General features: G+C 34.1%; 23 protein-coding genes. 13 read left to right on the top strand and 10 right to left on the bottom strand.

The window, feature by feature from the left end; genetic code table 11:
• Positions 1 to 39: 39 nt before the first annotated feature.
• From FNW17_RS01535 to nadD, 5 genes are all read left to right on the top strand, one after another.
• Positions 40 to 396 (top strand): arsenate reductase family protein, encoded by a 357-nt coding sequence (locus tag FNW17_RS01535; RefSeq protein ID WP_143390105.1) that lies wholly within the window; start codon positions 40 to 42, stop codon positions 394 to 396.
• The gene (locus FNW17_RS01530) at positions 389 to 1,285 is read left to right on the top strand and encodes a DMT family transporter (RefSeq protein WP_143390104.1); all 897 of its coding nucleotides are present in this window, start codon (positions 389 to 391) and stop codon (positions 1,283 to 1,285) included. Before FNW17_RS01535 ends, FNW17_RS01530 begins: the two co-directional genes overlap by 8 nt.
• 118 nt (positions 1,286 to 1,403) lie before the next feature.
• Entirely contained in the window at positions 1,404 to 2,264 is an 861-nt protein-coding gene (locus FNW17_RS01525; RefSeq protein ID WP_143390103.1) for a YicC/YloC family endoribonuclease, read from the top strand.
• 64 nt (positions 2,265 to 2,328) lie between these two features.
• Positions 2,329 to 2,901 carry a guanylate kinase gene (gmk, locus tag FNW17_RS01520; protein WP_143390102.1) on the top strand — a complete coding sequence of 191 codons (573 nt, stop codon included), beginning with the start codon at positions 2,329 to 2,331 and terminating at the stop codon, positions 2,899 to 2,901.
• Positions 2,902 to 2,993: 92 nt separating this feature from the next.
• Entirely contained in the window at positions 2,994 to 3,575 is a 582-nt protein-coding gene (gene nadD / locus FNW17_RS01515; RefSeq protein ID WP_144070719.1) for a nicotinate (nicotinamide) nucleotide adenylyltransferase, read from the top strand.
• A gap of 218 nt (positions 3,576 to 3,793) precedes the next feature.
• On the opposite strand, the gene FNW17_RS01510 is transcribed toward nadD, so the two are convergent.
• From FNW17_RS01510 to FNW17_RS01495, 4 genes are all read right to left on the bottom strand, one after another.
• A complete protein-coding gene (locus FNW17_RS01510) occupies positions 3,794 to 5,692 on the bottom strand; it encodes an amidophosphoribosyltransferase (protein WP_143390101.1) in 1,899 nt (632 codons plus the stop codon).
• Between the two features lie 112 nt (positions 5,693 to 5,804).
• On the bottom strand, positions 5,805 to 6,728 hold the full coding sequence (locus FNW17_RS01505) for a PfkB family carbohydrate kinase (RefSeq protein WP_143390100.1): 924 nt from the start codon (positions 6,726 to 6,728) through the stop codon (positions 5,805 to 5,807).
• A 164-nt stretch (positions 6,729 to 6,892) separates the two neighbouring features.
• Positions 6,893 to 7,408 carry an ankyrin repeat domain-containing protein gene (locus tag FNW17_RS01500; RefSeq protein WP_143390099.1) on the bottom strand — a complete coding sequence of 172 codons (516 nt, stop codon included), beginning with the start codon at positions 7,406 to 7,408 and terminating at the stop codon, positions 6,893 to 6,895.
• Positions 7,409 to 7,469: 61 nt separating this feature from the next.
• Positions 7,470 to 8,993: a catalase gene (locus FNW17_RS01495; protein ID WP_144070718.1), complete on the bottom strand. Its 1,524-nt coding sequence runs from the start codon at positions 8,991 to 8,993 to the stop codon at positions 7,470 to 7,472.
• A 100-nt stretch (positions 8,994 to 9,093) separates the two neighbouring features.
• On the opposite strand from FNW17_RS01495, the gene FNW17_RS01490 reads away from it, so the two are divergent.
• Entirely contained in the window at positions 9,094 to 10,032 is a 939-nt protein-coding gene (locus tag FNW17_RS01490; RefSeq protein ID WP_143390097.1) for a hydrogen peroxide-inducible genes activator, read from the top strand.
• A 3-nt stretch (positions 10,033 to 10,035) separates the two neighbouring features.
• Here the strand turns inward: FNW17_RS01490 and rnhA are convergent, their stop codons facing one another.
• Positions 10,036 to 10,506, bottom strand: a complete 471-nt coding sequence (rnhA, locus tag FNW17_RS01485) for a ribonuclease HI (RefSeq protein WP_143390096.1) — start codon at positions 10,504 to 10,506, stop codon at positions 10,036 to 10,038.
• A 2-nt stretch (positions 10,507 to 10,508) separates the two neighbouring features.
• Positions 10,509 to 11,099 carry a phosphoribosylglycinamide formyltransferase gene (purN, locus tag FNW17_RS01480; protein ID WP_143390095.1) on the bottom strand — a complete coding sequence of 197 codons (591 nt, stop codon included), beginning with the start codon at positions 11,097 to 11,099 and terminating at the stop codon, positions 10,509 to 10,511.
• A 175-nt stretch (positions 11,100 to 11,274) separates the two neighbouring features.
• Here purN and FNW17_RS01475 point away from each other — a divergent pair, with 175 nt between their 5' ends.
• The 6 genes from FNW17_RS01475 (at position 11,275) to FNW17_RS01450 (ending at position 16,677) form a co-directional block, all read left to right on the top strand.
• Positions 11,275 to 11,511, top strand: a complete 237-nt coding sequence (locus FNW17_RS01475; RefSeq protein WP_007137004.1) for an acyl carrier protein — start codon at positions 11,275 to 11,277, stop codon at positions 11,509 to 11,511.
• 239 nt (positions 11,512 to 11,750) lie between these two features.
• On the top strand, positions 11,751 to 13,004 hold the full coding sequence (gene fabF / locus FNW17_RS01470; RefSeq protein ID WP_143390094.1) for a beta-ketoacyl-ACP synthase II: 1,254 nt from the start codon (positions 11,751 to 11,753) through the stop codon (positions 13,002 to 13,004).
• A gap of 9 nt (positions 13,005 to 13,013) precedes the next feature.
• Positions 13,014 to 13,754, top strand: coding sequence for a ribonuclease III (gene rnc / locus FNW17_RS01465; protein WP_143390093.1), 741 nt, complete (start codon positions 13,014 to 13,016; stop codon positions 13,752 to 13,754).
• Positions 13,755 to 13,866: 112 nt separating this feature from the next.
• Complete coding sequence (locus FNW17_RS01460) at positions 13,867 to 14,355, top strand: IPExxxVDY family protein (RefSeq protein ID WP_143390092.1); 489 nt, start codon at positions 13,867 to 13,869, stop codon at positions 14,353 to 14,355.
• 5 nt (positions 14,356 to 14,360) lie between these two features.
• Positions 14,361 to 15,791 (top strand): pyruvate kinase, encoded by a 1,431-nt coding sequence (gene pyk, locus FNW17_RS01455; protein ID WP_143390091.1) that lies wholly within the window; start codon positions 14,361 to 14,363, stop codon positions 15,789 to 15,791.
• A 115-nt stretch (positions 15,792 to 15,906) separates the two neighbouring features.
• Positions 15,907 to 16,677 carry a Bax inhibitor-1/YccA family protein gene (locus FNW17_RS01450; RefSeq protein ID WP_143390090.1) on the top strand — a complete coding sequence of 257 codons (771 nt, stop codon included), beginning with the start codon at positions 15,907 to 15,909 and terminating at the stop codon, positions 16,675 to 16,677.
• 51 nt (positions 16,678 to 16,728) lie between these two features.
• On the opposite strand, the gene dinB is transcribed toward FNW17_RS01450, so the two are convergent.
• Positions 16,729 to 17,811 (bottom strand): DNA polymerase IV, encoded by a 1,083-nt coding sequence (dinB, locus tag FNW17_RS01445; RefSeq protein WP_144070717.1) that lies wholly within the window; start codon positions 17,809 to 17,811, stop codon positions 16,729 to 16,731.
• Between the two features lie 248 nt (positions 17,812 to 18,059).
• On the opposite strand from dinB, the gene FNW17_RS01440 reads away from it, so the two are divergent.
• On the top strand, positions 18,060 to 18,527 hold the full coding sequence (locus FNW17_RS01440; protein WP_143390088.1) for a CYTH domain-containing protein: 468 nt from the start codon (positions 18,060 to 18,062) through the stop codon (positions 18,525 to 18,527).
• Positions 18,528 to 18,530: 3 nt separating this feature from the next.
• On the opposite strand, the gene FNW17_RS01435 is transcribed toward FNW17_RS01440, so the two are convergent.
• The 3 genes from FNW17_RS01435 to FNW17_RS01425 all read right to left on the bottom strand — a co-directional run bounded on the left by FNW17_RS01435 (position 18,531) and on the right by FNW17_RS01425 (position 22,448).
• Positions 18,531 to 19,118: a septal ring lytic transglycosylase RlpA family protein gene (locus FNW17_RS01435; protein WP_317129760.1), complete on the bottom strand. Its 588-nt coding sequence runs from the start codon at positions 19,116 to 19,118 to the stop codon at positions 18,531 to 18,533.
• Between the two features lie 76 nt (positions 19,119 to 19,194).
• Positions 19,195 to 19,620 (bottom strand): hypothetical protein, encoded by a 426-nt coding sequence (locus FNW17_RS01430; protein ID WP_144070716.1) that lies wholly within the window; start codon positions 19,618 to 19,620, stop codon positions 19,195 to 19,197.
• Between the two features lie 101 nt (positions 19,621 to 19,721).
• The gene (locus FNW17_RS01425; RefSeq protein ID WP_143390086.1) at positions 19,722 to 22,448 is read right to left on the bottom strand and encodes a TonB-dependent receptor; all 2,727 of its coding nucleotides are present in this window, start codon (positions 22,446 to 22,448) and stop codon (positions 19,722 to 19,724) included.
• Between the last annotated feature and the right edge of the window lie 231 nt (positions 22,449 to 22,679).

Genomic DNA, 22,679 nt, shown 5'->3' with positions numbered 1-22,679 from the left:
AATGAATTTTCTTTGCACAAAGAAATTGCACTTACTATTATGAACAAAATATACTATCTCGCTTCCTGCGATACCTGTCGAAAAATCATCAAATCGCTGCCACAAAACCATAATTTGAAGTTTCACGACATCAAACAAGACCCAATTACGGCAGAAGAATTGGAAGAAATGTACCAACTTTCGGGAAGTTACGAAGCCCTTTTTAGCAAAAAAGCACAACTCTACAAATCGATGGATTTAAAGAATAAATCCTTGACCGAAGCCGATTTTAAAAAATATATTCTAGAGCATTATACTTTTTTAAGTCGGCCCGTTTTTATTATTGACGGCAAAATATACATTGGAAATACCCAGCAAAATATGCTCCAAGTAATGAAAGCACTATCGAATGTCTAATAGAACAATCGCGCTTGTTGCCGCAACAATCGTTTCCATAATATATGGGTTAACTTTTACCATTGCCAAAGACGTAATGCCAGAGTATGTTGACGCTTATGGTTTCATTATATTGCGAGTGGGCGGAGCCACCATTTTGTTTTGGTTGGTTTGGCTTTTCAGCAGAAATTCAGCAGCAATTAGGGAAGAAAAAATTGATCCAGTAGATTATCCTCGAATATTCTGGGCTGCATTTTTTGGAGTGGCTTTAAATATGCTTGCTTTTTTCAAAGGATTGAGCCTTACATCGCCAATTTCAGCATCAGTGCTTATGGTTTCGACGCCCATAATTGTTCTGATACTTTCGGCAATAATCCTCAAAGAAAGAATGCAAAAAAAAATGATTTTTGGGATTATTTTAGGTTTAATTGGGACCGCATTTCTCATCCTTTACGGGAAATCTTCGGGAAATGCAAGCAATCCAACTTTAGGTAACTTTCTGGTTTTCGTCAACGCTACTTCCTACGGATTGTACTTGGTCATCGTTAAAAAATTGATGCAAAAATACAACCCTTTCAACTTTGCCAAATGGATTTATTTGATTGGTTTTATAATGGTTTTGCCCTTTGGCTGGAGCCAATTCCAAACCGTTGATTGGACTGCGATGCCAATGGATATTTATTGGAAAATAGGTTTTGTAGTGGTTTTTTCGACCTTCGGAACTTATATGCTGAATTTGCTTTCGATGCGAGAATTAAAACCCACCACTGTCGCAGTTTTTGTGTATTTACAACCGTTTTTCGCAACCGTTTTTGCTATTAGTTTAGGAAAAGACGAACTAACTTTAGTGAAAATAATTTCGGCAATTTTGATATTTACAGGCGTATATTTAGTTACACAGAAGAAGTAAAACAGTGTTCGGTATTCAGTGTTCAGTTTCACAATAAATAAAACAAACTCTTTCACTGAATACTGAATACTGAACACTGCAAACTTTTAATTATCTTTGAACTCTTTTAGAAAATAATATGATACAATCAATGACTGGATTTGGTAAAGCAAGCTTGCAATTACCAACCAAAAAAATTACAGTAGAAGTAAAATCCTTGAACAGTAAAGGTTTGGATTTAAGCGTTCGAATGCCTTCGTCTTACCGCGAAATGGAACTGGGTTTACGCAACCAAATTGCCTTGAAACTCGAAAGAGGAAAAGTGGATTTTTCTATTTTTATCGAAAGTACCGCCGAGCAAACTTCGACGAAAGTGAACGTGCCGATTGTGAAAGCCTACATCGCTCAATTACGTGAAGTATATCCCGATGCAGATGAAACGGAATTGATGAAAATGGCCATCAGAATGCCCGACACTTTAAAAACCGAAAGAGAAGAAATCGACGAAAATGACTGGTCTGAAATTCAAAAAGTAATCTTGGAAGCCTTGGAATATATTGGAGATTTTAGAAAAGATGAAGGCGCTTCTTTGGAAAAAGAATTCCAATTGCGTATTGGCAACATTCGTCAATATATGAACGACGCTTTGGCTCTTGATCCAGAACGTGTTCAAGCGATAAAAGACCGTTTACAAACTGCAATTTCTGAATTGAAAGTAAATGTGGACGAAAACCGTTTTGAACAAGAATTGATTTATTACCTAGAAAAATTAGACATCACCGAAGAAAAAGTTCGTTTGACCAACCACTTGGATTATTTCTTGGAAACCATCAACGGAACGGAAGCCAACGGCAGAAAACTAGGATTCATCACCCAAGAAATGGGAAGAGAAATCAATACTATGGGTTCCAAATCGAATCACGCTCAAATGCAAAAACTGGTTGTGATGATGAAGGACGAATTGGAAAAAATCAAGGAACAGGTTTTGAATGTGTTGTAAACACAATTAATTGATTGATACCGTAAAGACGCGATTAATCGCGTCTCTACCAAAAACAATATAAATGAAAAAAGGAAAATTAATAGTTTTTTCGGCACCATCAGGATCAGGGAAAACCACCATCGTTAGACATTTATTAAAGCAAGAAGACTTGAATTTAGAGTTTTCTATTTCGGCAGCAACGCGTGAAGCTCGTGGCGAAGAAGTAAGTGGGAAAGATTATTACTTTATGTCACTTTCAGATTTTAAAACGCACATCAAACACGAAGATTTCGTGGAATGGGAAGAAGTTTATAGAGACAATTTTTACGGCACTCTGAAAAGTGAAGTCGAACGCATTTGGGCTCAAGGAAAAAACGTTATTTTCGACATTGACGTGGCTGGAGGTTTGCGCATCAAACATAAATTTCCAGAAGAAACTTTGGCCGTTTTCGTGAAACCACCAAGTGTGGACGAACTCAAAAGAAGACTCAAAGAACGCTCTACCGAAAGTGACGAAAAAATCAATATGCGTATAGCCAAAGCCCACGTAGAATTGGCGACAGCACCACAATTTGACGTCATTATCAAAAACTACGATTTGGATATTGCGTTGGAAGAAGCCCATCAATTGGTAAAGGATTTTGTTAACAAATAAATTGAAGAATTGAAAGATTTAATAATTGAAAAATTACGAAAAGTGACATTAATTTTTAAATCTTTTAATTTTTAAATCTTTCAATTAAATCTATGAAAATAGGATTGTATTTCGGAACATTCAACCCCATCCATATTGGGCACTTGATTATTGCCAACCACTTTGCCGAATATTCAGGTTTGGATCAAATTTGGATGGTCGTGACGCCACACAATCCGTTGAAAAACAAGCAAGCTTTATTAGACGATTACCAACGACTGCAATTGGTCTTTTTGGCCACCGAAGAGTATCCAAAAATCAAACCTTCGGATATTGAGTTCAAGTTGTCACAACCCAATTATACCTTGAATACATTGGCACATTTGCAGGACAAACATCCAAATTATGAGTTTTCGTTGATTATGGGCGAAGACAATCTAAATTCGTTGCACAAATGGAAGAATCACGAGGTCATTTTGCAAAATCACGAAATCTATGTGTATCCTCGCATTTCATCGGAACTAGAAAATTCGATTTATAAAAACAATCCCAAAATTCATATCATTGATGCTCCCATTGTAGAAATTTCATCGACCTTTATTCGAAAAAACATAAAAAGCAAGAAAAATGTTCGTCCGCTTTTGCCTGAAAAAGTTTGGGAATATATCGACCACAATAATTTATACAAGAGGTAAAGCTGTATTAATGAAATTTAAGGCAAAAAAAACTAAATCTTCCTTGACTTTATTCCAATAAAAAAGGTGAAATTTCTTTCACCCTTTTTGCCCCAAATCTACCATAAACTTAACCTACTAATATTATGGTGAGACAAATATATATTGAAATACTGTTTTGCACAAGTTTTTTAGACGAAATACTAAAATACTCGATGAAATACTAAAACATCAACTTATTAATAAGCTCTTGCATCTTTTCCCTCATAAAAATTCATAAACGCCTTATTTACAACACGATTACCTCCAGGTGTTGGATAATCACCAGTAAAATACCAGTCCCCTAAATTCTTTGGACAAGCAATATGTAAATTTTCAACGGTTTGGAAAATAATTTTAACTTCGGCATTGATTTCAGGCGAACTTAAGAGTTCTGCTATTTTATTAGAAACTTCTTGTGGTTGGAATGGAGCATAAATTTCGGTGACAAAATTTACAACATCATTATCATGTAAATCTTCCTGTTTTTTGCATTTGACATAAACCTCATCTACAATATGATACAAATTTCTATCTTTTAAAAGCTCTAACGCCGCTCTAAAAGCAACCAATCCTTCTAATTTTGCCATATCAATTCCATAACAATCCGGATAACGAATTTGTGGTGCTGATGAAACTATAACAATACTTTTGGGTTTCAAACGATCCATCATTTTGATGATACTCATTTTTAACGTAGTTCCGCGAACAATGCTATCATCAATAATCACCAAATTGTCTGTTGGTTTTATTACACCATAAGTCACATCATAAACGTGTGCAACTAAATCATCGCGACTGCTGTCTTCTGTGATAAAAGTTCTCAGTTTGGCATCTTTGATAGCCACTTTTTCGGTACGAATTTTTACAGCTAGTATTTCCTCCAGTTTTTCTCTGGTTAATTTTTTTCTATTTTCTAGGATGTAATTATTTTTTCTTTGGTTCAAAAAATCCTGAGCAGCTTCGACCATTCCGTAGAAAGAAGTCTCGGCTGTATTTGGAATATACGAAAAAACGGTGTTGTCTGTATCATCATCAATAGCATCGAGAACTGCTGGAAGAATAAGTTTCCCCAAGTTTTTTCGCTCCTGATATATTTCGGCATCACTACCTCGAGAGAAATAAATTCTTTCGAAAGAACAAGCTTTTTTTACGGTTGGTGGTAGAATTTCTTCCTCGGTAACAGTTCCATTTTTCTTGATGATTAAAGCGTTTCCAGGTTGTAATTCCTGCACTTTTTCAAAAGGCACATTAAAAACCGTTTGAATAACAGGTCTTTCAGAAGCAACAACTACAATTTCGTCATCTTCATAAAAATAAGTTGGACGAATCCCTGCTGGATCTCTAAAAACAAAGGCGTCACCGTGTCCTAAAAGTCCTGCCATAGCATAACCACCGTCTAAATTTTTGGAAGCTCTCTTCAAAATTCTGGCGATATCTAATTTTTCGGCAATAACAGGTGAAGCTTCTCTTTTGTTCAATCCATTATTTTTGCATTCTTGATATAAATCGGTTACAGCATTGTCTAAGAAATGTCCAATTTTTTCCATTATCGTAACTGTATCCGCCATTTCTTTTGGATGCTGTCCCAATTCAATTAGACTTTGAAAAAGCTCAGTAACATTGGTCATATTGAAATTTCCAGCCAAAATTAGATTTCGGTGCATCCAGTTATTTTGACGTAAAAAAGGATGAACACTTTCAATGCTGTTTTTTCCAAAAGTTCCATAACGAACGTGCCCTAAAAACAATTCGCCTATGTAAGGAATATGCTTTTTTTGTAAAGCTACATTGTCTGCATATTCAGGATTCGCAGCCAATTCTTCGTTAATCCTGTCATTTATTTGTTTAAATACATCTTGAATAGGTTGCGCATCATTCGACCGTACTCTACTTATGTATCGTTCGCCAGGTTCAACATCTAGTTTGATGCTTGCAAAACCAGCTCCATCTTGACCCCGATTGTGCTGCTTTTCCATCAAGAGATACATTTTTTTTATCCCGTAGAAAGCAGTTCCGTATTTTTCTTTGTAGAATTCTAACGGTTTTTTTAATCTTAAAAGGGCAATGCCACATTCGTGTTTAATTGCGTCGCTCATCGTGTTGTTGTAATTTGTAGTTAGTTTTTTTATCGCAAATTATTAGTTTTAAATCTGATAAATTACGTTTATTCTTAATAAAAAAAAGCCTCGAAATCTCGAGGCAAATTTTTTATATTTCTATATCAAATTGAGTTAGAGATTTGAATTGCTGTAATCTCGCAATCACTTCATCCTTATCTAGATGTACCATTCTTTCGGTTCCAAATCTTTCTACACAAAAGGAAGCGAGATTAGATCCATAAATTATGGCGTTTTTCATATTCTCGAATGATATGTTTTCGCTCTGTGTAATATATCCTGCAAAACCTCCTGCAAAAGTATCTCCAGCTCCTGTTGGATCAAAAACTTCTTCTAATGGCAAAGCTGGTGCAAAGAAAATTTGGTGGTTGTGAAACAATAAAGCGCCGTGTTCTCCTTTTTTGATTACTACAAATTCGGGGCCCATTGCATGGATTTTTGCTGCTGCTTTTACCAATGAATATTCTCCTGATAATTGTCTTGCTTCTTCATCGTTGATGGTAATAACATCGATACGTTTTATCACTTCCAATAATTCTGGTAAGGCACAATCCATCCAAAAATTCATGGTATCAAGAACTACTAATTTTGGTTTGACATCCATTTGGTCTAAAACGCTACTTTGTACTAATGGATGCAAGTTTCCTAACATCACGACATCGGCAGTTTTGAAATTCTGAGGAACTTTTGGTTGAAAATCAGCCAAAACATTTAATTCTGTTGCCAATGTATCTCTAGAGTTCAAATCGTTGTGGTACAAACCGCTCCAAAAGAAGGTTTTTCCACCTTTGACCACTTCAAGACCAGAAATATCAATGTTTCTATCGGTCAATAAATCTAAATATTCTTGTGGAAAATCATCGCCAACAACAGAAACAATAGCAGATTCAAGGTTAAAATGAGAAGCAGAAAGCCCAATATAAGTTGCTGCACCACCCAAAATCTTGTCAGTTTTGCCAAAAGGCGTTTCAATAGCGTCGAAAGCAACGGTTCCAACAATCAATAATTTATTCATTATGTGAGTTTCGAATTAAGCGGCAAAGATAGTTTATAAGTTTTAGAGTTGCAACGGGTCTTAATTGTAAAGTTTTGCCAATTTAAATGGTAGCTTTTTAATAATTTACCCGCTGGTAATAAAAGTTTTTATTTTTCACATGTTAAAGATAAATCAAAATATCTTTATTTCAACAAGGTAACGATGGCGTCATTTTCTTGGTTCACTGCATAGTCCAAAGCCGTTTTTCCAAAAATGTCCTTTTGGTGCGTATTAACTTTATATTTTAACAAAATTTCAACACATTTTACCTGACCAAAAGTTGCTGCAAAAAATAAAGCATTCGCCTTATTATAATTTACCAAATCTGGACTTGCTTTGTGTATTAATAATAATTCTACTAAGGAAGAATACCCTTTAAAACAAGCGCCCATCAAAGCGGAATTACCGGAAGAATCCTGAATATCTAAATTTGCTTTTTGCGAAATCAAATACGCTGCAACCTCATAATTATTATTGTAAACGGACAGAATAAGCAAACTATAACCGGAGGAATTTAATAAGTTGATATCATTCCCTTCCTTTATAAACTTTTCAATCGTTTTTAAATCATTCGTTCTTGCCGCTTCAAAAACAGCTGTGTTTTGAGCATTCAAAAAACCAGAAATTAAAATCAATAGTGTGAAAATTATTTTTTTCATGTTTTAAAAATATAAATAAAGGAGCGCTAAAAAACGCTCCTTATATTAAGTTTACTAACCGTTATTGCATCATTAAAGACTCTAATTCTTTCCGATCCATATTAAGCTCTTTTGCTAAACGCATGCCGTATTCTCTATCCGCTTGATAAAAATGAGCAATCATTTTAGCAACAATCACTTTGTTTTTCACCTGTTTCAATGCTCCTGATAAATTATATATTAATGCATCTTGATCTTTCTTAGAAAAAGAACGGTACAAATCGCCCGCTTGAGCAAAATCATTTGGTTTCGAAATTTTTGACTGTGCTGTTGTAACGGTTACAAATTCTGATTTCGAATATTTGAATTTTGTATCCTCTTTTACTTCAGGTTTATTTGTTGATGGCTGATAATTTACATCACCAGTTTGAGGACGCAACGACATATACCCATTTTCATTGTAGGTGTTCACTCCATTTTTAGGCATATTTACTGGAATTTGTTGAAAATTCCCTCCTAAACGATGGCGTTGTGTATCAGAATACGAAAACAATCTCCCTTGTAATAATTTATCTTCCGAAGGCTCTATTCCTGGAACCAAAATTACTGGTGAAAAAGCAGCTTGCTCTATTTGTTGAAAATAATTGGACGGATTTTGATTCAAAGTCATTGTTCCCACTTTGATCAACTTAGCAATTTTTTCAGGCCAAATTTTAGTAGGATCAACGGCATTAAAATCCAGAGCTATAAAATCTTCTTTTTTCAACATTTGAACATACAAATCCCATTTTGGAAAATTCCCTTTTTCAATTTCATTACGCAAATCCAAAGTAGCATGTTCAATTTGTGTAGATTGAATTGCATTGGCTTCTGCTTGTGATAAATTACGAACTTCCTGTTGTGGAACCCATTTGTATTTTACATATGTAACTTCGCCTTTCGCATTTACCCATTTGTAAGCATGTACTCCGTTGCCTTCCATTTGGCGAAAATTCGCTGGAATTCCATAATCAGAAAATACCCAAGTTAACATATGTGTTGATTCTGGTACATTTGAAAAGAAATCAAATACCCGATTCGGATCTGAAGCGCCATTTGTTATTGGAGAAGGCTTAAATGCATGAACCATATCCGGGAACTTCATCGCATCGCGGATAAAGAAAACAGGCAAATTGTTTCCTACTAAATCATAATTTCCTTGTTCTGTATAAAATTTGACTGCAAATCCACGAGGATCACGATAGGTTTCAGGAGAACCGGCTTGATGCGTTACGGTGGAAAAGCGAACCAATAATGGTGTTTTTTTACCCGCTTTATTTAAGAAATCGGCCATAGTAACATCCGAAAAATCTGCGACTGCAACGAATTCTCCAAAAGCGCCGGTTCCACGAGCATGAACCACTCTTTCCGGGATACGTTCCCGGTCAAAGGCAGCTAATTTTTCAATCAGATGAATATCTTCAAGAAGGACTTGTCCATCTTGCCCTATCGTTTTTGAATTTTGATTGTCACCTACCGGAGCTCCGGAATTTGTTGTTAATGTTTGACCAAAAGTTAGCTGGGTTACCGCCATTACTATTGATAAAACTAGTACTTTTTGTTTCATAAAACTATTTTTTATTTATTTGTTGCTGCAAAAATATTCACAAAATCTATATTGACATAACTGAAATTTTCTATATTTGTCATAGACAACATCTATAACCATGAATATCCAACAATTAGAATACATAATTGCGGTAGATCGATTGAAAAACTTTACCAAGGCTGCAGAGTATTGCAATGTCACTCAAGCAACATTGAGCACAATGGTCAAAAAATTAGAGGAAGAGCTTGAAATAATTATTTTTGACCGAAAGAAAAATCCAACCGAAACAACAGAAATTGGAAAGGAAACTGTGGACAATGCAAAAAAAGTCGTTCTTCACAGCCAACTTTTGAAAGAAAATGCCAAAAAAAATAATGGAAAAATTGAAGGAAAAATTAAAATTGGAATCATCCCCACAATCGCAAACTCTCTCCTGCCAAAAATCATAAAACCTATTTTTGAAAACTATCCTGATTTAAAACTGGAAATTTCAGAACTAACAACGTTCTCCATTACAAAGCAGCTGAAAGAAGGGCAACTCGATATGGGAATTGTTGCAACACCTTTAAATGACGCCGGAATTGAAGATATCGTCTTGTTTTATGAAACTTTAATGGTGTATGGCGACATCGATCCAGTTCAAAATTATATTTTACCCGATGAAATTAGAAATCATAAAATCTGGCTTTTGGAAGAAGGTCATTGTCTTAGAGAACAATTTATTAAATTGTGCTCTTTAAAGAAAAAAGAACAAATGGTTGAAAATTTAAAACTTGAAGCTAGTTCTTTTGACACTTTATTAAATATGATTGACGAATTTGGAGGATTAACCTTGATTCCGGAATTATATTACAACACCCTTTCCCCCGAAAGAAAAAAACAGGTCAGTTTTTTTAACGCTCCCATTCCGGTTCGTGAAATGAGCATTATTTACTATCGTCCATATGCAAAAATTAGGACAATTGAAGCCTTGGCCCAAATTATCCACAGCACGATTAACAAAGATTTAATTTCGAATAAATACAAAAAAAGTGAATTAGCAATTACGCAAATATAATTATTACCCACTCGTATTTTCGTAAAAAGAGTCCACTGAAAGTTCCTTTTGCATACAAGCCATAACAGCTAATTCATCGCATCGTTCGTTTTGAGGATGATTGTTATGCCCTTTTATCCATTTGAAATCGACGTGGTGTTTTCTGTAAACAACTAGGAATCGTTTCCACAAATCAGCATTTTTCCTGTCTGTAAAACCTTTTTTCTCCCAACCTAAAACCCATTTTTTCACAACAGAATCTACTACATACTTAGAGTCTGAAACTACTAAAACTTTCATATTCGGGTTTTTTAGTTTTTCGAGACCTACAATTACAGCCAATAATTCCATTCTGTTATTAGTGGTATGACGAAAACCTTCGTAAAATTCTTTTTTATGCGGCGTTCCTACCAATTCCATCACAACGCCATAACCGCCACGACCGGGGTTTCCTTTAGCAGCGCCATCTGTATATATATGTACGTCGTGATTCAAAGTTAGAAGTTAGAAGTTAGGAGTTGGGAGTTAGAAATAAGGAGGTCTTCAATTACTTTAGGAAAATACTTTTGTTCTAGTTCGTGTATTTTTTCGGCGACAACTTCGGGTGTATCTGTAACCAAAACGGTTACTTTTTTTTGAAAAATAATATTCCCTTGATCGTAATTTTCATTGACAAAATGAATTGTAATCCCAGTTTCTTTTTCCTTGTTTTCGACAATAGCTCTGTGTACATTCATTCCGTACATGCCTTTTCCGCCGTAATTTGGCAACAAAGCTGGATGGATATTAATTATGGTATTGGGATAAATTTCGACAATAGTTTTAGGAAATTTTAATAAAAAACCGGCAAGAACTATCAAATCCGGGGCTATAGCAAGTAGTTTTTGTAAGACTTTGCCTGAAAATAATTCTTCTTTTGAGAAAATTTCAGTTGGAATCTCAAAGTTTTTGGCTCTTTCAATCACTTTTGCATTTGAGTTGTTTGTAAAAACAGAAACGACTGTTCCTGTGTTTGTGCTATTAAAGTATTTTATAATGTTTTCAGCATTAGTACCAGATCCAGAAGCGAAAATTACTATTTTCTTCATAACCAAATTGATTTTATTTGTGCAAAAAAAAGAATAAAAAGTGATAATAAATAACATTATGAAGTCTTTGTTAAATTTATTTTATAAATTAGCTGTCACATTTATTAACTAAATAGTTGTTTTAAAATAAAGTTTTTTATTTTTGCCAACAAATTAAATTTTAAAATTAAAGATTATGTCAGACATTGCATCAAGAGTAAAAGCGATTATTGTAGACAAATTAGGCGTTGACGAAAACGAAGTTGTAACAGAAGCAAGCTTCACTAATGATTTAGGAGCTGATTCATTAGACACAGTAGAACTTATCATGGAATTCGAAAAAGAATTTGACATTCAAATTCCAGACGATCAAGCTGAAAACATTGCTACTGTAGGCCAAGCGATTTCTTATATCGAAGAAGCTAAGAAATAATAAAAAACACCCAATTTTAAAATATCAAATTTTAGAATTCTAAATTCCATAAATTAGGATTTGTTTTTTGAATATTTGAATTTATTAAATATTGGGTGTTATTATTTTAAAACCAAATTTCGATTGAATTTCAATCAAAACAATATTTAAAATAGAATTACCCATGTCTCTTTTGTACTAGTCTTACAGATAAGAAAGCGTGGGTTTTATTTGTTGAAAATAGATAAAAACCGTAGGTTATGGTATTAAAGAGAGTTGTAGTAACTGGGTTAGGAGCACTTACTCCTATAGGAAATAATGTACAAGAATACTGGGATGGCCTTATTAACGGAATTAGTGGAGCCGCGACAATAACTCATTATGATGCTTCAAAGCACAAAACCCAATTTGCTTGCGAAGTAAAAAACTTCAATGTCGAAGATTTTATAGACAGAAAAGAAGCCCGAAAAATGGATCGATATGCACAATATGCGATCGTTACTGCTGAAGAAGCAGTAAAAGATGCTGGTTTCAATCTTGAAAAATTAGACAAAGACAGAGTGGGTGTTATCTGGGGTTCAGGCATTGGTGGATTGGAAACTTTTCAAAATGAAATGCTTGATTTTGCCAAAGGAGATGGGACACCTCGATTCAATCCTTTCTTTATACCAAAAATGATTGCCGATATTGCTGGCGGCCATATTTCAATCAAATACGGATTCAGAGGCCCAAACTTCACAACCGTTTCCGCTTGTGCTTCTTCTACAAATGCAATTATTGACGCCTTCAATTACATTCGATTAGGTCACGCAGATGCAATGGTAACTGGTGGTTCAGAAGCCGCAGTAACAATAGCAGGAATGGGTGGATTTAATGCCATGCACGCTTTATCAACCAGAAATGATGATCCAAAAACAGCTTCCAGACCGATGGACAAAGACCGTGATGGTTTTATTTTAGGAGAAGGTGCTGGCGCATTAATTCTTGAAGAATACGAACATGCTGTAGCTCGTGGTGCAAAAATATATTGTGAAATTGGCGGAGGTGGAATGTCGGCAGACGCTTATCATATTACAGCTCCACATCCAGAAGGATTAGGCGCAAAAAATGTAATGCTAAACTGTTTGAGAGACGCAGGATTACAACCTACCGATGTTGATGGTGTAAATATGCACGGAACTTCGACTCCTCTTGGAGATTTAGCAGAATCAAAAGCTATTTTACATGTTTTTGGGGAGCATGCTTATACCATGAATTTGAACTCTACAAAATCAATGACGGGTCATTTACTTGGTGCAGCAGGTGCAATAGAAACCATATCGTCTATCCTTTCGATAAAACACGGAATTGTTCCTCCCACAATAAATCATTTTACTGATGATGAAAACATTGATTCTAAATTAAACTTCACTTTTAATGTAGCCCAAAAAAGAGAGGTGAAGGTTTTGATGAGCAATACTTTTGGTTTTGGAGGCCATAATGCTTGCGTTTTAGTAAAAAAATTAGACATCTAATTCTTAGTAATGAGACTAATTAGAAAAATATTTTCAAAATCCCGTTCTCTTGAAGACGGGATTTTTTTTGATGCTATCAGCGAAATACTAGGATTTGTACCCATTAACCTTGAGTATTTTAAAAAAGCATTCACGCATCGTTCCTCTAATAAACTAGATGAAAAAGGAAATGTTTTTAGTTACGAACGACTAGAGTTTCTTGGAGATGCGATGTTAAGCTCAGTAATTGCAGCACATTTATTCAATAAAGTACCCGCTGGTGATGAAGGTTATCTAACAAAAATGCGATCCAAAATTGTGAGTAGAGAACACCTAAACGAACTTGGGAAAGATCTAAATCTTGTTCGATTTATAGACAGTAAAGTTCCTGTGCAACATTTTGGAGAAAACATTCACGGCAATATTTTTGAATCTTTGGTTGGCGCGATTTATTTGGATCGAGGATATGAATATTGCGAAAAGTTTATTCAAAAAAGAGTCATTAATCCTTATGTAGATATTGCTAGATTGGAAGGAAAAGTAATCAGCTATAAAAGCCTGTTGATTGAATGGTGTCAGAAAGAAAAAAAACAATTTAACTATGATATTTTTGAAGATAACGGAATTGATGGACAACGCTTTTTTGGAGTAAAACTGAGCATCGACGATAAAGTTATTGCAAAAGCTCGAGCAACCTCAAAAAAGAAAGCAGAAGAAAAAGCCTCACAAAGAGCCTATTTTGCGTTTCAAAAAAAAATCGATGCAAAATAGCCGAATTTTCTTTAATTTACAACGTTTTCGTTTTTCAATTATAAAAACTTGCTTTTTTTGAAGTCAATGCTACAATAGAAATACTATATTTACACCTTATTTTTTTAATAAAATGGCTGTTCATAAATTAGATTTTGAAGATTTTGACGAAATTAATTATCAACTAGTGGCTATTCATACTTCATTAGAAGACTATAGACTAGCCTATTTTATCAATAAAAAACTGCCCATAAATTTAAGAAGTAACAAGAATGAAATTCATATCAACATAAAAGAAGGTGAGACAAATTTCTCAAGATTTTATTATTATGATAAAGAAAAAGAAATTTCTTGGAATTTGATTCAAAATAAAAATGAAGTAATTCAACAGAAAAAAGATAACAATCAAAATCTATTTTCAAATATAAATATGGAAGTGTCAACAAAAGTGTTTTTACTTCCTGAATTTAAAAAAGTGGACTATTTTTTAAAAATAGAAAACACAGAAGAAGTAATGGACATCAAAGAAATTCAGCTTCTATTGAATACAATTGAAAACATATCAACAGCCTATTCTGTAGATACACATAAAATAAAATCGAAAAATAATTTAATTTTTTAATATCAATGTCAACAAACAAAAAAACAAAAATTGTAGCCACTCTCGGGCCTGCATGTAGTACAAGAGAAATCATAAAGGATATGATTGACGCAGGTGTAAACGTGTTTAGAATCAATTTTTCGCATGCTGATTATAATGATGTAAAGGATAGAATTGCAATTATTAGACAACTTAACGAAGAGTTTGGTTATACCACAGCAATTTTGGGAGATTTACAAGGCCCAAAACTTCGCGTAGGAATTATGGAAGATGGTGTAGTTGTAAATGATGGTGATTTAATTACGTTTACAACTGCTGAAGACATTATTGGAACTGCTAAAAAAGTCTTCATGAAGTACAAAAACTTTCCAAACGATGTGAATCCTGGAGAACGTATTTTGCTTGATGATGGTAAACTTATTTTTGAAATTATTGAAACCGACAAAAAAACTGAAGTAATAGCCAAGGTAATTCAAGGCGGTGAATTGAAATCCAAAAAAGGGGTTAATCTTCCTAACACAAAAATATCTCTTCCAGCTTTAACTGAAAAAGATATCGCCGATGCAATTTTTGCTATCGAACAAAAAGTAGATTGGATTGCACTTTCATTTGTAAAAACACCCAGAGATCTTCAGGACTTACAGGAATTAATTGCAAAACATTCTGATGAAAAAATTCCTATTATTGCTAAAATAGAAATGCCAGAGGCACTAGTAAATATCGATAAAATTGTCGCTTATTGCGATGCTTTGATGGTAGCCCGTGGTGATTTAGGTGTAGAACTTCCAGCCCACGAAGTGCCGCTTGTGCAAAAAGAATTAATTCTTAGAGCCAAAACCGCTAGAATCCCTGTAATTGTAGCTACACAAATGATGGAAACTATGATTACTAGCTTGACACCAACTCGTGCCGAAGTAAATGATGTCGCTAACTCTGTTATGGATGGTGCTGATGCGGTTATGCTTTCTGGCGAAACTGCTGCTGGTCTTTATCCTGTTCAAGTTATCGAAAAAATGACTCAAATCATTGAAGCGGTAGAAGATTCTCCACTTATCAAAGTGCCACAAAATACCCCACAAGTAAGAACAAACCGTTTTATTACCAAAACAATTTGTCATCACGCGGCACTTACTGCAAACATTATCGAAGCAAAAGCAATTTGTACTTTGACTAATAGCGGTTATACTGCTTTCCAAATTTCGGCTTGGAGACCATCAGCTCATATTCTTGTTTTTACCTCTAATAAAAGAATCCTTACGCAACTCAATTTGTTATGGGGAGTAAAATCTTATTTTTATGATAAAATGAAAAGTACCGATGATACTATTGCCGATGTAAATGAAATAGCAAGAGAAAAAGGGTTTGTAACCAAAGGAGATTATCTTATCAATTTGGCCGCGATGCCATTAAAAGATAAAGGAATGGTAAACACTTTAAGAGTTTCGGAAATTTTATAATTCATAAAATTTACATACCATCAAATCCGCCTTTTTTAGCAATATTCAAGGCGGATTTTTTTTGGTCTTAATTTAATTTTTAAACTATCTTTGATAAAACTAAATCTGAAATACTATGGCATTCGAATCGAAAAATCCTTTTTTAAACCATAAATCATTTTCCGCTACATCGGCATCTACTGATAGCAAAGTACATAATGCAACACTTATTGATTATAACCAAGACATGACATTGGCAGGAACAATCAATAAAACTTTAATTTTATTTTTGTTGCTTACCGCATCAGCAATCGTTGTTTGGTGGATGGCTTTTAATGGCATGAACCCAATGTTACCCACTATTGGTGGCGCCATCGTAGGATTAATTTTGGTAGTAATTGCAGCATTTAAACCTCAATATTCACCCGTTTTAGCTCCAGGTTACGCCTTGTTCGAAGGATTATTTATTGGTGGAGTTTCTGCCATTTTTGAAGCCAAATATCCCGGAATTGTGATTCAGGCTGTAGGAGCCACATTTGTAACGTTTGCCGTTTGTTTGGGATTATATAAATTCAAAATTGTAAAAGTAACCGAACAATTCAAATCTGTAGTTGTTGCTGCGACACTTGCCATAGCAACTTATTATCTGATTTCTTGGATGTTTTCTATGTTTACCAGCTTTGTACCTGTACATTATGGCAATTCGATGATGAGCATTGGAATTAGTGTTTTTGTAATTGTAATTGCTGCTTTAAATTTGTTTTTAGACTTTGACCGAATGGAAAAAGGAGTAGAACAAAAAATGCCAAAATTTATGGAATGGTTCGCCGCAATGGGATTAATCATCACCTTGGTTTGGTTGTATATTGAGTTTTTAAGATTGCTATCTAAACTCAATCGAAAATAAGAATAAAAATTTTCAAGTTATAGAACCACACTTTCGAGTGTGGTTTTTTTGTTAAAAAGCAAATTTCAACTGCACTACAACCGTCTTTTTTTCTTCGGTGTTTAAATTACTTAAGGATATTCCAAGCAATCGAACCGAATCTTTCATTCGCTCCTGAAACAATAGTTCTTTTACCGTTTCTAGAATCAATCCTTTGTCAGAGATAAAATAAGCTAAGGTTTTGCTACGGGTTTGTTGGGTAAAGTCGCTGTATTTTATTTTAAGTGTAATTGTTTTTCCAGCGATATGGTCCTTTTTTAATCTTTTTTCTAATGAAGTGGCAATATTATCCAACTGTTCCAACATAAAAATTTCTGAAGAAAGATTAACATCAAAAGTGTGTTCGGCTGCCACTGATTTTGTAATTCTATCTGATTTTACTTCACTGTTGTGAATGCCTCGCACGACATTATAATAGAAATTTCCTGATTTTCCAAAATGTTTTTCGAGGAATTCCAACGATTTACTTTTGAGTTCCAAGCCAGAGAAAATACCTAATTGATACATTTTTTCGGTGGTCACTTTTCCCACTCCATAAAATTTCCTGATGGGCAATACTTCCAAAAAAGGAATAACCTCATCGGGATTGACCGTTTTTTGACCGTTTGGTTTATTGAAATCACTGGCTATTTTTGCAACAAATTTATTGACCGAAATCCCAGCCGAAGCCGTTAAACCCACTTCGTTAAGAATGCGCAACCGGATTTCTTGTGCTAATAAAGTAGCACTTGGATTTCCCTTTTTGTTTATTGTAACATCAAGATAGGCTTCGTCGAGCGAAAGTGGCTCGACCAAATCAGTGTATTCGTGAAAAATCTTCTGAATTTTATTCGATATTTCTTTATACCGATCAAATCGAGGTCGAACAAAAATAATATCAGGACAATTTTTTTTGGCCAAAACCCCGCTGATGGCACTTCTGACTCCAAATTTTCGAGCTTCATAACTTGCTGCCGCCACCACGCCACGATTTTCAGCTCCACCAACAGCAATGGGTTTTCCGCGTAAAGCAGGATTATCCATTTGCTCTACCGAAGCAAAAAAAGCATCCATATCGATGTGTATGATTTTTCTATTTGGAATTGTTTCTGACATAAAGCAAATTTATGTAAATTATTAGACAGAGATACATTTAGAAATTTTACATTTGACATAAATTGTTAATTCTGCACTATAATAACTTATAATTTACAGGAATAGTTTTCGTTATTTTTGTCATTCCGACGTAGGAGGAATCTCTGTTGGTTGCTCAATTTTGTTTAGATTCCTCCTACGTCGGAATGACAAATAGACTGATTATTATTGTAACTAAAATAAATTTTAAAAATGCATATTCAGTATATATGATTGAAATAGAAAGAAAATTTCTCGTCAACTCGAATGACTTCAAAACTGAAGCATTTACTCAAAATCGAATTTCGCAGGGTTATTTGAGCTCCGTTCCCGAAAGGACGGTTCGTGTTAGAGTAAAAGGAAACAAGGGCTTCTTGACCATAAAAGGAGGTTCAAATGAGTCGGGCTTGTCCCGTTTTGAATGGGAAAAGGAAATTCCTGTAGATGAAGCTACAGCATTATTGCAATTATGTGAGGAAGGCGTAATCGATAAAACCCGTTTTGAGGTAAAAATGGGGAATCACGTTTTTGAAATTGACGAATTTTATGGAGAAAATGAAGGCCTGATTATGGCCGAAATTGAATTGAATTCTGAAACCGAAGCTTTCGAAAAACCAAACTGGCTTGGAAAAGAAGTGACCAATGATATTCGGTATTACAATTCCTATTTAAGCAAGAATCCTTACAAAAAATGGTAACGCTTATTTTTGAAGTATTTCCAGAGTTACTTTCATGTTTCCAGAGGATTTATTTCCCGTAATTTCCATAAATGCTTTCCTTGACAAGTCGATTTCTCTAGATCTTACGAATGGACCTCTGTCGGTAACTTCTACAATTACTGATTTACCGTTGGCTTCATTGGTGACTTTTACAATGGTTCCAAAAGGTAGTTTTTTATGTGCTGCAGAAAATTTATTTTTATCGTATTTTTTTCCGCTTGCCGTTTTATGATTGTGGAATTTATCGGCATAATAGGAAGCGTGAGCTGATTTTTTATAGAGTTTAAACTTTCCTGTTCCAATAAACAAACTGTCTATTACAACTTCTTGCTGATCGAATAAAGGCTTGTTTTTTTTTATAGTGTCTATAGCCAACATTTTTTCGTTTTTCGCAATCACTGATTTGCTTTTGGCTATACTATCCTTATATTTTAAAGTCTTGTTTTTATCTTTATTCGATGTTTGTCCAATTACTATTCCAAGAAAAGCAATAGAGATAAAAAGTGTTACTGCTTTTTTTCTCCAATTTATAAAATTATTTTTTGGGTGTTTTTGACTCTTTAATTGCATAATAAACTTTTAGTTAAACTCCATTTAGCAAAAACCATGCCTAGGTAAAAAAAGTCCTTTTCAGGACTTTTAAATATTAGTTGAACCAAGATTCCCAGGGAATTTTACTCAAAATAAGAACTAATCCCAAACCATAATAAATAGAAAAGGTTTTGAATTTTGATTTACTGGTAGTTAATTTTTTATGCTTCATCCAGCCAATAGTAATTAAGGTAATGCCAATTAAATTCATCAAAGGATGTTCCAGAGAGGTTAATCTCAAGGCAGCGTCTTTCATTTGACCTAATGAAGCAAAACCTAGTGGGGAAACGAAATAAACAATGACACCTATTAATAATTGAGTGTGTATTGCGGCTAAGGCAAACAGCGCAATTTTCTTGTCATTTGGGGTAAATTCTTTTTTAGAAAAAAGACCAATCAGGGAATTGACAACTGCAATTACCAATAATAAAAAGGCCACATAAGCCCACCAAGAATGCAATTTTTGAATGATTTCGTACATAAAAAGTTATTTTGTTTTAACAAATATAAATAAAAAAACATAAAAAAAAACGGCATCTACTTTTGAAGTGATGCCGTTTTTGTAATTATTGAATTTTTCTTTTAGAAATTGTAACGCAAACTAAAGTTCCAAGTTCTTCCAAATCCGAAGTAAACTTGATTAGTAACATTAACTCCATTATAATTTTTACTTGTTGGAGTAGTGAAATTATTTGTTCTTGATTCAGAAATATAAACTTCATCTAAAACGTTATTCACATTCAATCTGAAATTAACTGAATCACTTTTATTTTTACCAACTAACATTTTGTATGAGAATCCTGCATCCATCAAGCCGTAAGAAGGCAATTCTAATGTACCGTCATTTACTTCACTAGTAAATTTAGAAGGATCAATTGAAGCATATAATTTTTGAGCAACTCTGTAATTTGCATCAAGAAATACTCGAGTTACAACCTCATAAGAAGCTCCTAAACTTGCTGTTGTTTGTGCAGCATCTCCAACTTTTAAATTGTCTAAATATAAAGTTTTAGCTGCTCCTCCTACTGGCTCATTATTAGCATCATATCGGTTACTGATAGAGTTTCCATTATAAGTCCAATCACCAACAGAAATCATAGCGTTAATATTTAATTTAGGCAATGGTTTTGCATTCATTTCTAACTCAATACCCGAGTGAATTTCTGTAATACCAGTATAGTCATAATAACCACCAACATTATCTGCCGCAGCATCAGTAGCCCTTTGATATCTGTCTTTCCAAGAAGTGTAATACAAATTTAATTTAGCATTAAACATTCTTGAACGGAAACCATAACCAGCTTCTAAACCTAATATTTTTTCGTTTGTTAAGTTTTCACCAACAATAGATTTGTTGTTAGGATAAACTGCTTGAAAATTTGGTTGTTTAGAATAATATCCTGAATTGATAAACACATTTTGTTGCTCGTTGATATTATAGTTTATTCCGCCTTTCACATTACCCCCAAGAATGTTCTCGTAATCAGTTACATAAAGAGGATCTGTAGTTAAATAAATAAAAGTGTCTTCTCTTTTAAATCCTTGTTGTGACACCGATCCTTGGAAAAACGCTGAAAGTTTTTCAGTTGAATATTCTAATTGTGTAAAGGCACCATACCATCTTACATAACCATTGTTGTTGTATTCGATTTTTTCTTGGTTTTTAACATCCGTCCAAGGATTGAAGCTTGGTGACGCTGAATACGTTTCATATAAATATCTACCTGCTGGTTTATTATTAACATTAACATTGTCGTAATAAACATCTGCACCCAATCTGTCATTAATGTTTCTAAAGTGGTATCCAGTATAAGTTCTGGCATCAATTCCTAAATCAAGAATTAATTTTTCGGATAATTTTGTATTAAAATCAATTACTGCACCATACCAGTCATGAGAATTGATAGAAGCTCTTCTTGTAAAACCTGTTGATCTATTGGTAATGTATTCACCTTCGTGACCAGCTATTGTACTTGGTTTTAATGGTGTTCCAAGGTTTGTTAAACTTTCTCCTTTAGCAAAAGTATAGGTTCCTGTATTGAATGCAACAAAATCATCAAAAGGAACTAATCCGTCAGCAGTTTTATAAGAGAAAGGGCTTTTTCCAATATTTCCTGTTCCTCCACCACGACCCCAAGAGGCATAGGCTACAGATGATAATTTTGATTTTTCACTGATTTTGTAATCCCAATTGAATGACATTACTGGTTTGTGATAGAAATTTCTTGTCCAAGCATATTGTTCTCCATTTTTGTAACCCCAGTCAGAACTGTATTTTATATTAGGTTCACCATTGCTACCATATTTCAAATAATCTGAAATTGTATTTGCGAAACTCCTTTGATTGTGCCATTGAGGAGCACCAGTAAAAGTAAATTGAATGTCATGTTTGTCATTTGGTTTGTAACCAAAAGCAATAAAATAATTTTTCCCTTGGAATTGTGTTCCATCAGCATATCCATTACCTGTTGTTGAACTTAACAAAACAGAAGCTGAAAAACCGTTTTTCATAATACCCGTATTATAAGAACCTTGCACTTTCAAATAATTGGCATTACCAAAACCTGTTGAAACTGCTCCTCCCTCTTTCATATCAGATGTTCTAGTTATAACATTTATTGTTCCTCCCACAGAAGAAATAGCCAGTTTAGAAGATCCTAAACCTCTTTGTACTTGCATTGCTGATGTAACATCAGACAATCCAGCCCAGTTACTCCAATAAACAGCTCCGTTTTCCATATCATTAACAGGAACACCATTAATCATAACGGCTACATTTCTCTGATCGAAACCACGAATGTTAATTCTTGAATCTCCAAAACCACCACCTGCTTTTGTAACATATACCGAAGGCGTATTTGCTAAAATTTCAGGAAATTCCTGAGTTCCTAATTTTTCTTGAATTTCTGAAGCTTTAATAGTAGAAACAGCCACAGGAGTTTTTCTGTCTTTTGCAAGATCTACAACTCCAGATCTTACAACAACTTCGCTTAATTCGTTAGAAGTAGCAGTCAAAACGATTGTTCCTAAATTTGTAGTTCCACCGTTTGCCACGGTAAATTTTACAGTTTTGGCATCATAACCAATAAAAGAAATAACTAATTCCCCTGAATTAGCAGTTGTATTAATCATAAATTTACCATCAAAATCTGTTGATGCACCAATTTTAGAGCCTTTAACAGCAACATTTGTTCCAGGCAAAGAACTTTGACCATCAGTAATTGTTCCGGTGATTTTTCCTTGCGAAAATACTGTCGAAACTACCATAAATAGTAATCCAGAAAGTACCCAATTTTTGATTGTTTTCATTTTTGTTTTAGTTTAGTAATTTTTGGCAAAATTCTAACATTTTATCGATTTATATGTTAACGAAATGTTAATAAAATATTTTTAGATAATGTATTATTAACATATATCACTTTTTACTGAGAATTTGTTATATAAAAAAAACCTAAAAAACTGATATATAGACGAATAGTCCGCAACCATTTCATAACAACTGTTGATAAATAATTGGAGAAAAAAATAGAGTTTAAAGTA

This window comes from Flavobacterium franklandianum (assembly GCF_007097365.1).
Taxonomy (GTDB): domain Bacteria; phylum Bacteroidota; class Bacteroidia; order Flavobacteriales; family Flavobacteriaceae; genus Flavobacterium; species Flavobacterium franklandianum.
The sequence above is the reverse complement of the archived record's forward strand: the minus strand, read 5'-3'. Positions and strand labels throughout refer to the sequence as shown.

Coding starts and splice junctions, on each gene's coding strand:
- FNW17_RS01430 (WP_144070716.1), bottom strand. CDS start 19,620: ATGTACGAAATCATTCAAAAATTGCATTCTTGGTGGGCTTATGTGGCC.
- FNW17_RS01490 (WP_143390097.1), top strand. CDS start 9,094: ATGAATATCCAACAATTAGAATACATAATTGCGGTAGATCGATTGAAA.
- pyk (WP_143390091.1), top strand. CDS start 14,361: ATGTCAACAAACAAAAAAACAAAAATTGTAGCCACTCTCGGGCCTGCA.
- rnc (WP_143390093.1), top strand. CDS start 13,014: ATGAGACTAATTAGAAAAATATTTTCAAAATCCCGTTCTCTTGAAGAC.
- FNW17_RS01510 (WP_143390101.1), bottom strand. CDS start 5,692: ATGAGCGACGCAATTAAACACGAATGTGGCATTGCCCTTTTAAGATTA.
- gmk (WP_143390102.1), top strand. CDS start 2,329: ATGAAAAAAGGAAAATTAATAGTTTTTTCGGCACCATCAGGATCAGGG.
- FNW17_RS01460 (WP_143390092.1), top strand. CDS start 13,867: ATGGCTGTTCATAAATTAGATTTTGAAGATTTTGACGAAATTAATTAT.
- FNW17_RS01500 (WP_143390099.1), bottom strand. CDS start 7,408: ATGAAAAAAATAATTTTCACACTATTGATTTTAATTTCTGGTTTTTTG.
- purN (WP_143390095.1), bottom strand. CDS start 11,099: ATGAAGAAAATAGTAATTTTCGCTTCTGGATCTGGTACTAATGCTGAA.
- FNW17_RS01505 (WP_143390100.1), bottom strand. CDS start 6,728: ATGAATAAATTATTGATTGTTGGAACCGTTGCTTTCGACGCTATTGAA.
- FNW17_RS01525 (WP_143390103.1), top strand. CDS start 1,404: ATGATACAATCAATGACTGGATTTGGTAAAGCAAGCTTGCAATTACCA.
- FNW17_RS01530 (WP_143390104.1), top strand. CDS start 389: ATGTCTAATAGAACAATCGCGCTTGTTGCCGCAACAATCGTTTCCATA.
- FNW17_RS01495 (WP_144070718.1), bottom strand. CDS start 8,993: ATGAAACAAAAAGTACTAGTTTTATCAATAGTAATGGCGGTAACCCAG.
- fabF (WP_143390094.1), top strand. CDS start 11,751: ATGGTATTAAAGAGAGTTGTAGTAACTGGGTTAGGAGCACTTACTCCT.
- FNW17_RS01440 (WP_143390088.1), top strand. CDS start 18,060: ATGATTGAAATAGAAAGAAAATTTCTCGTCAACTCGAATGACTTCAAA.
- FNW17_RS01475 (WP_007137004.1), top strand. CDS start 11,275: ATGTCAGACATTGCATCAAGAGTAAAAGCGATTATTGTAGACAAATTA.
- dinB (WP_144070717.1), bottom strand. CDS start 17,811: ATGTCAGAAACAATTCCAAATAGAAAAATCATACACATCGATATGGAT.
- FNW17_RS01435 (WP_317129760.1), bottom strand. CDS start 19,118: ATGCAATTAAAGAGTCAAAAACACCCAAAAAATAATTTTATAAATTGG.
- nadD (WP_144070719.1), top strand. CDS start 2,994: ATGAAAATAGGATTGTATTTCGGAACATTCAACCCCATCCATATTGGG.
- FNW17_RS01450 (WP_143390090.1), top strand. CDS start 15,907: ATGGCATTCGAATCGAAAAATCCTTTTTTAAACCATAAATCATTTTCC.
- FNW17_RS01425 (WP_143390086.1), bottom strand. CDS start 22,448: ATGAAAACAATCAAAAATTGGGTACTTTCTGGATTACTATTTATGGTA.
- FNW17_RS01535 (WP_143390105.1), top strand. CDS start 40: ATGAACAAAATATACTATCTCGCTTCCTGCGATACCTGTCGAAAAATC.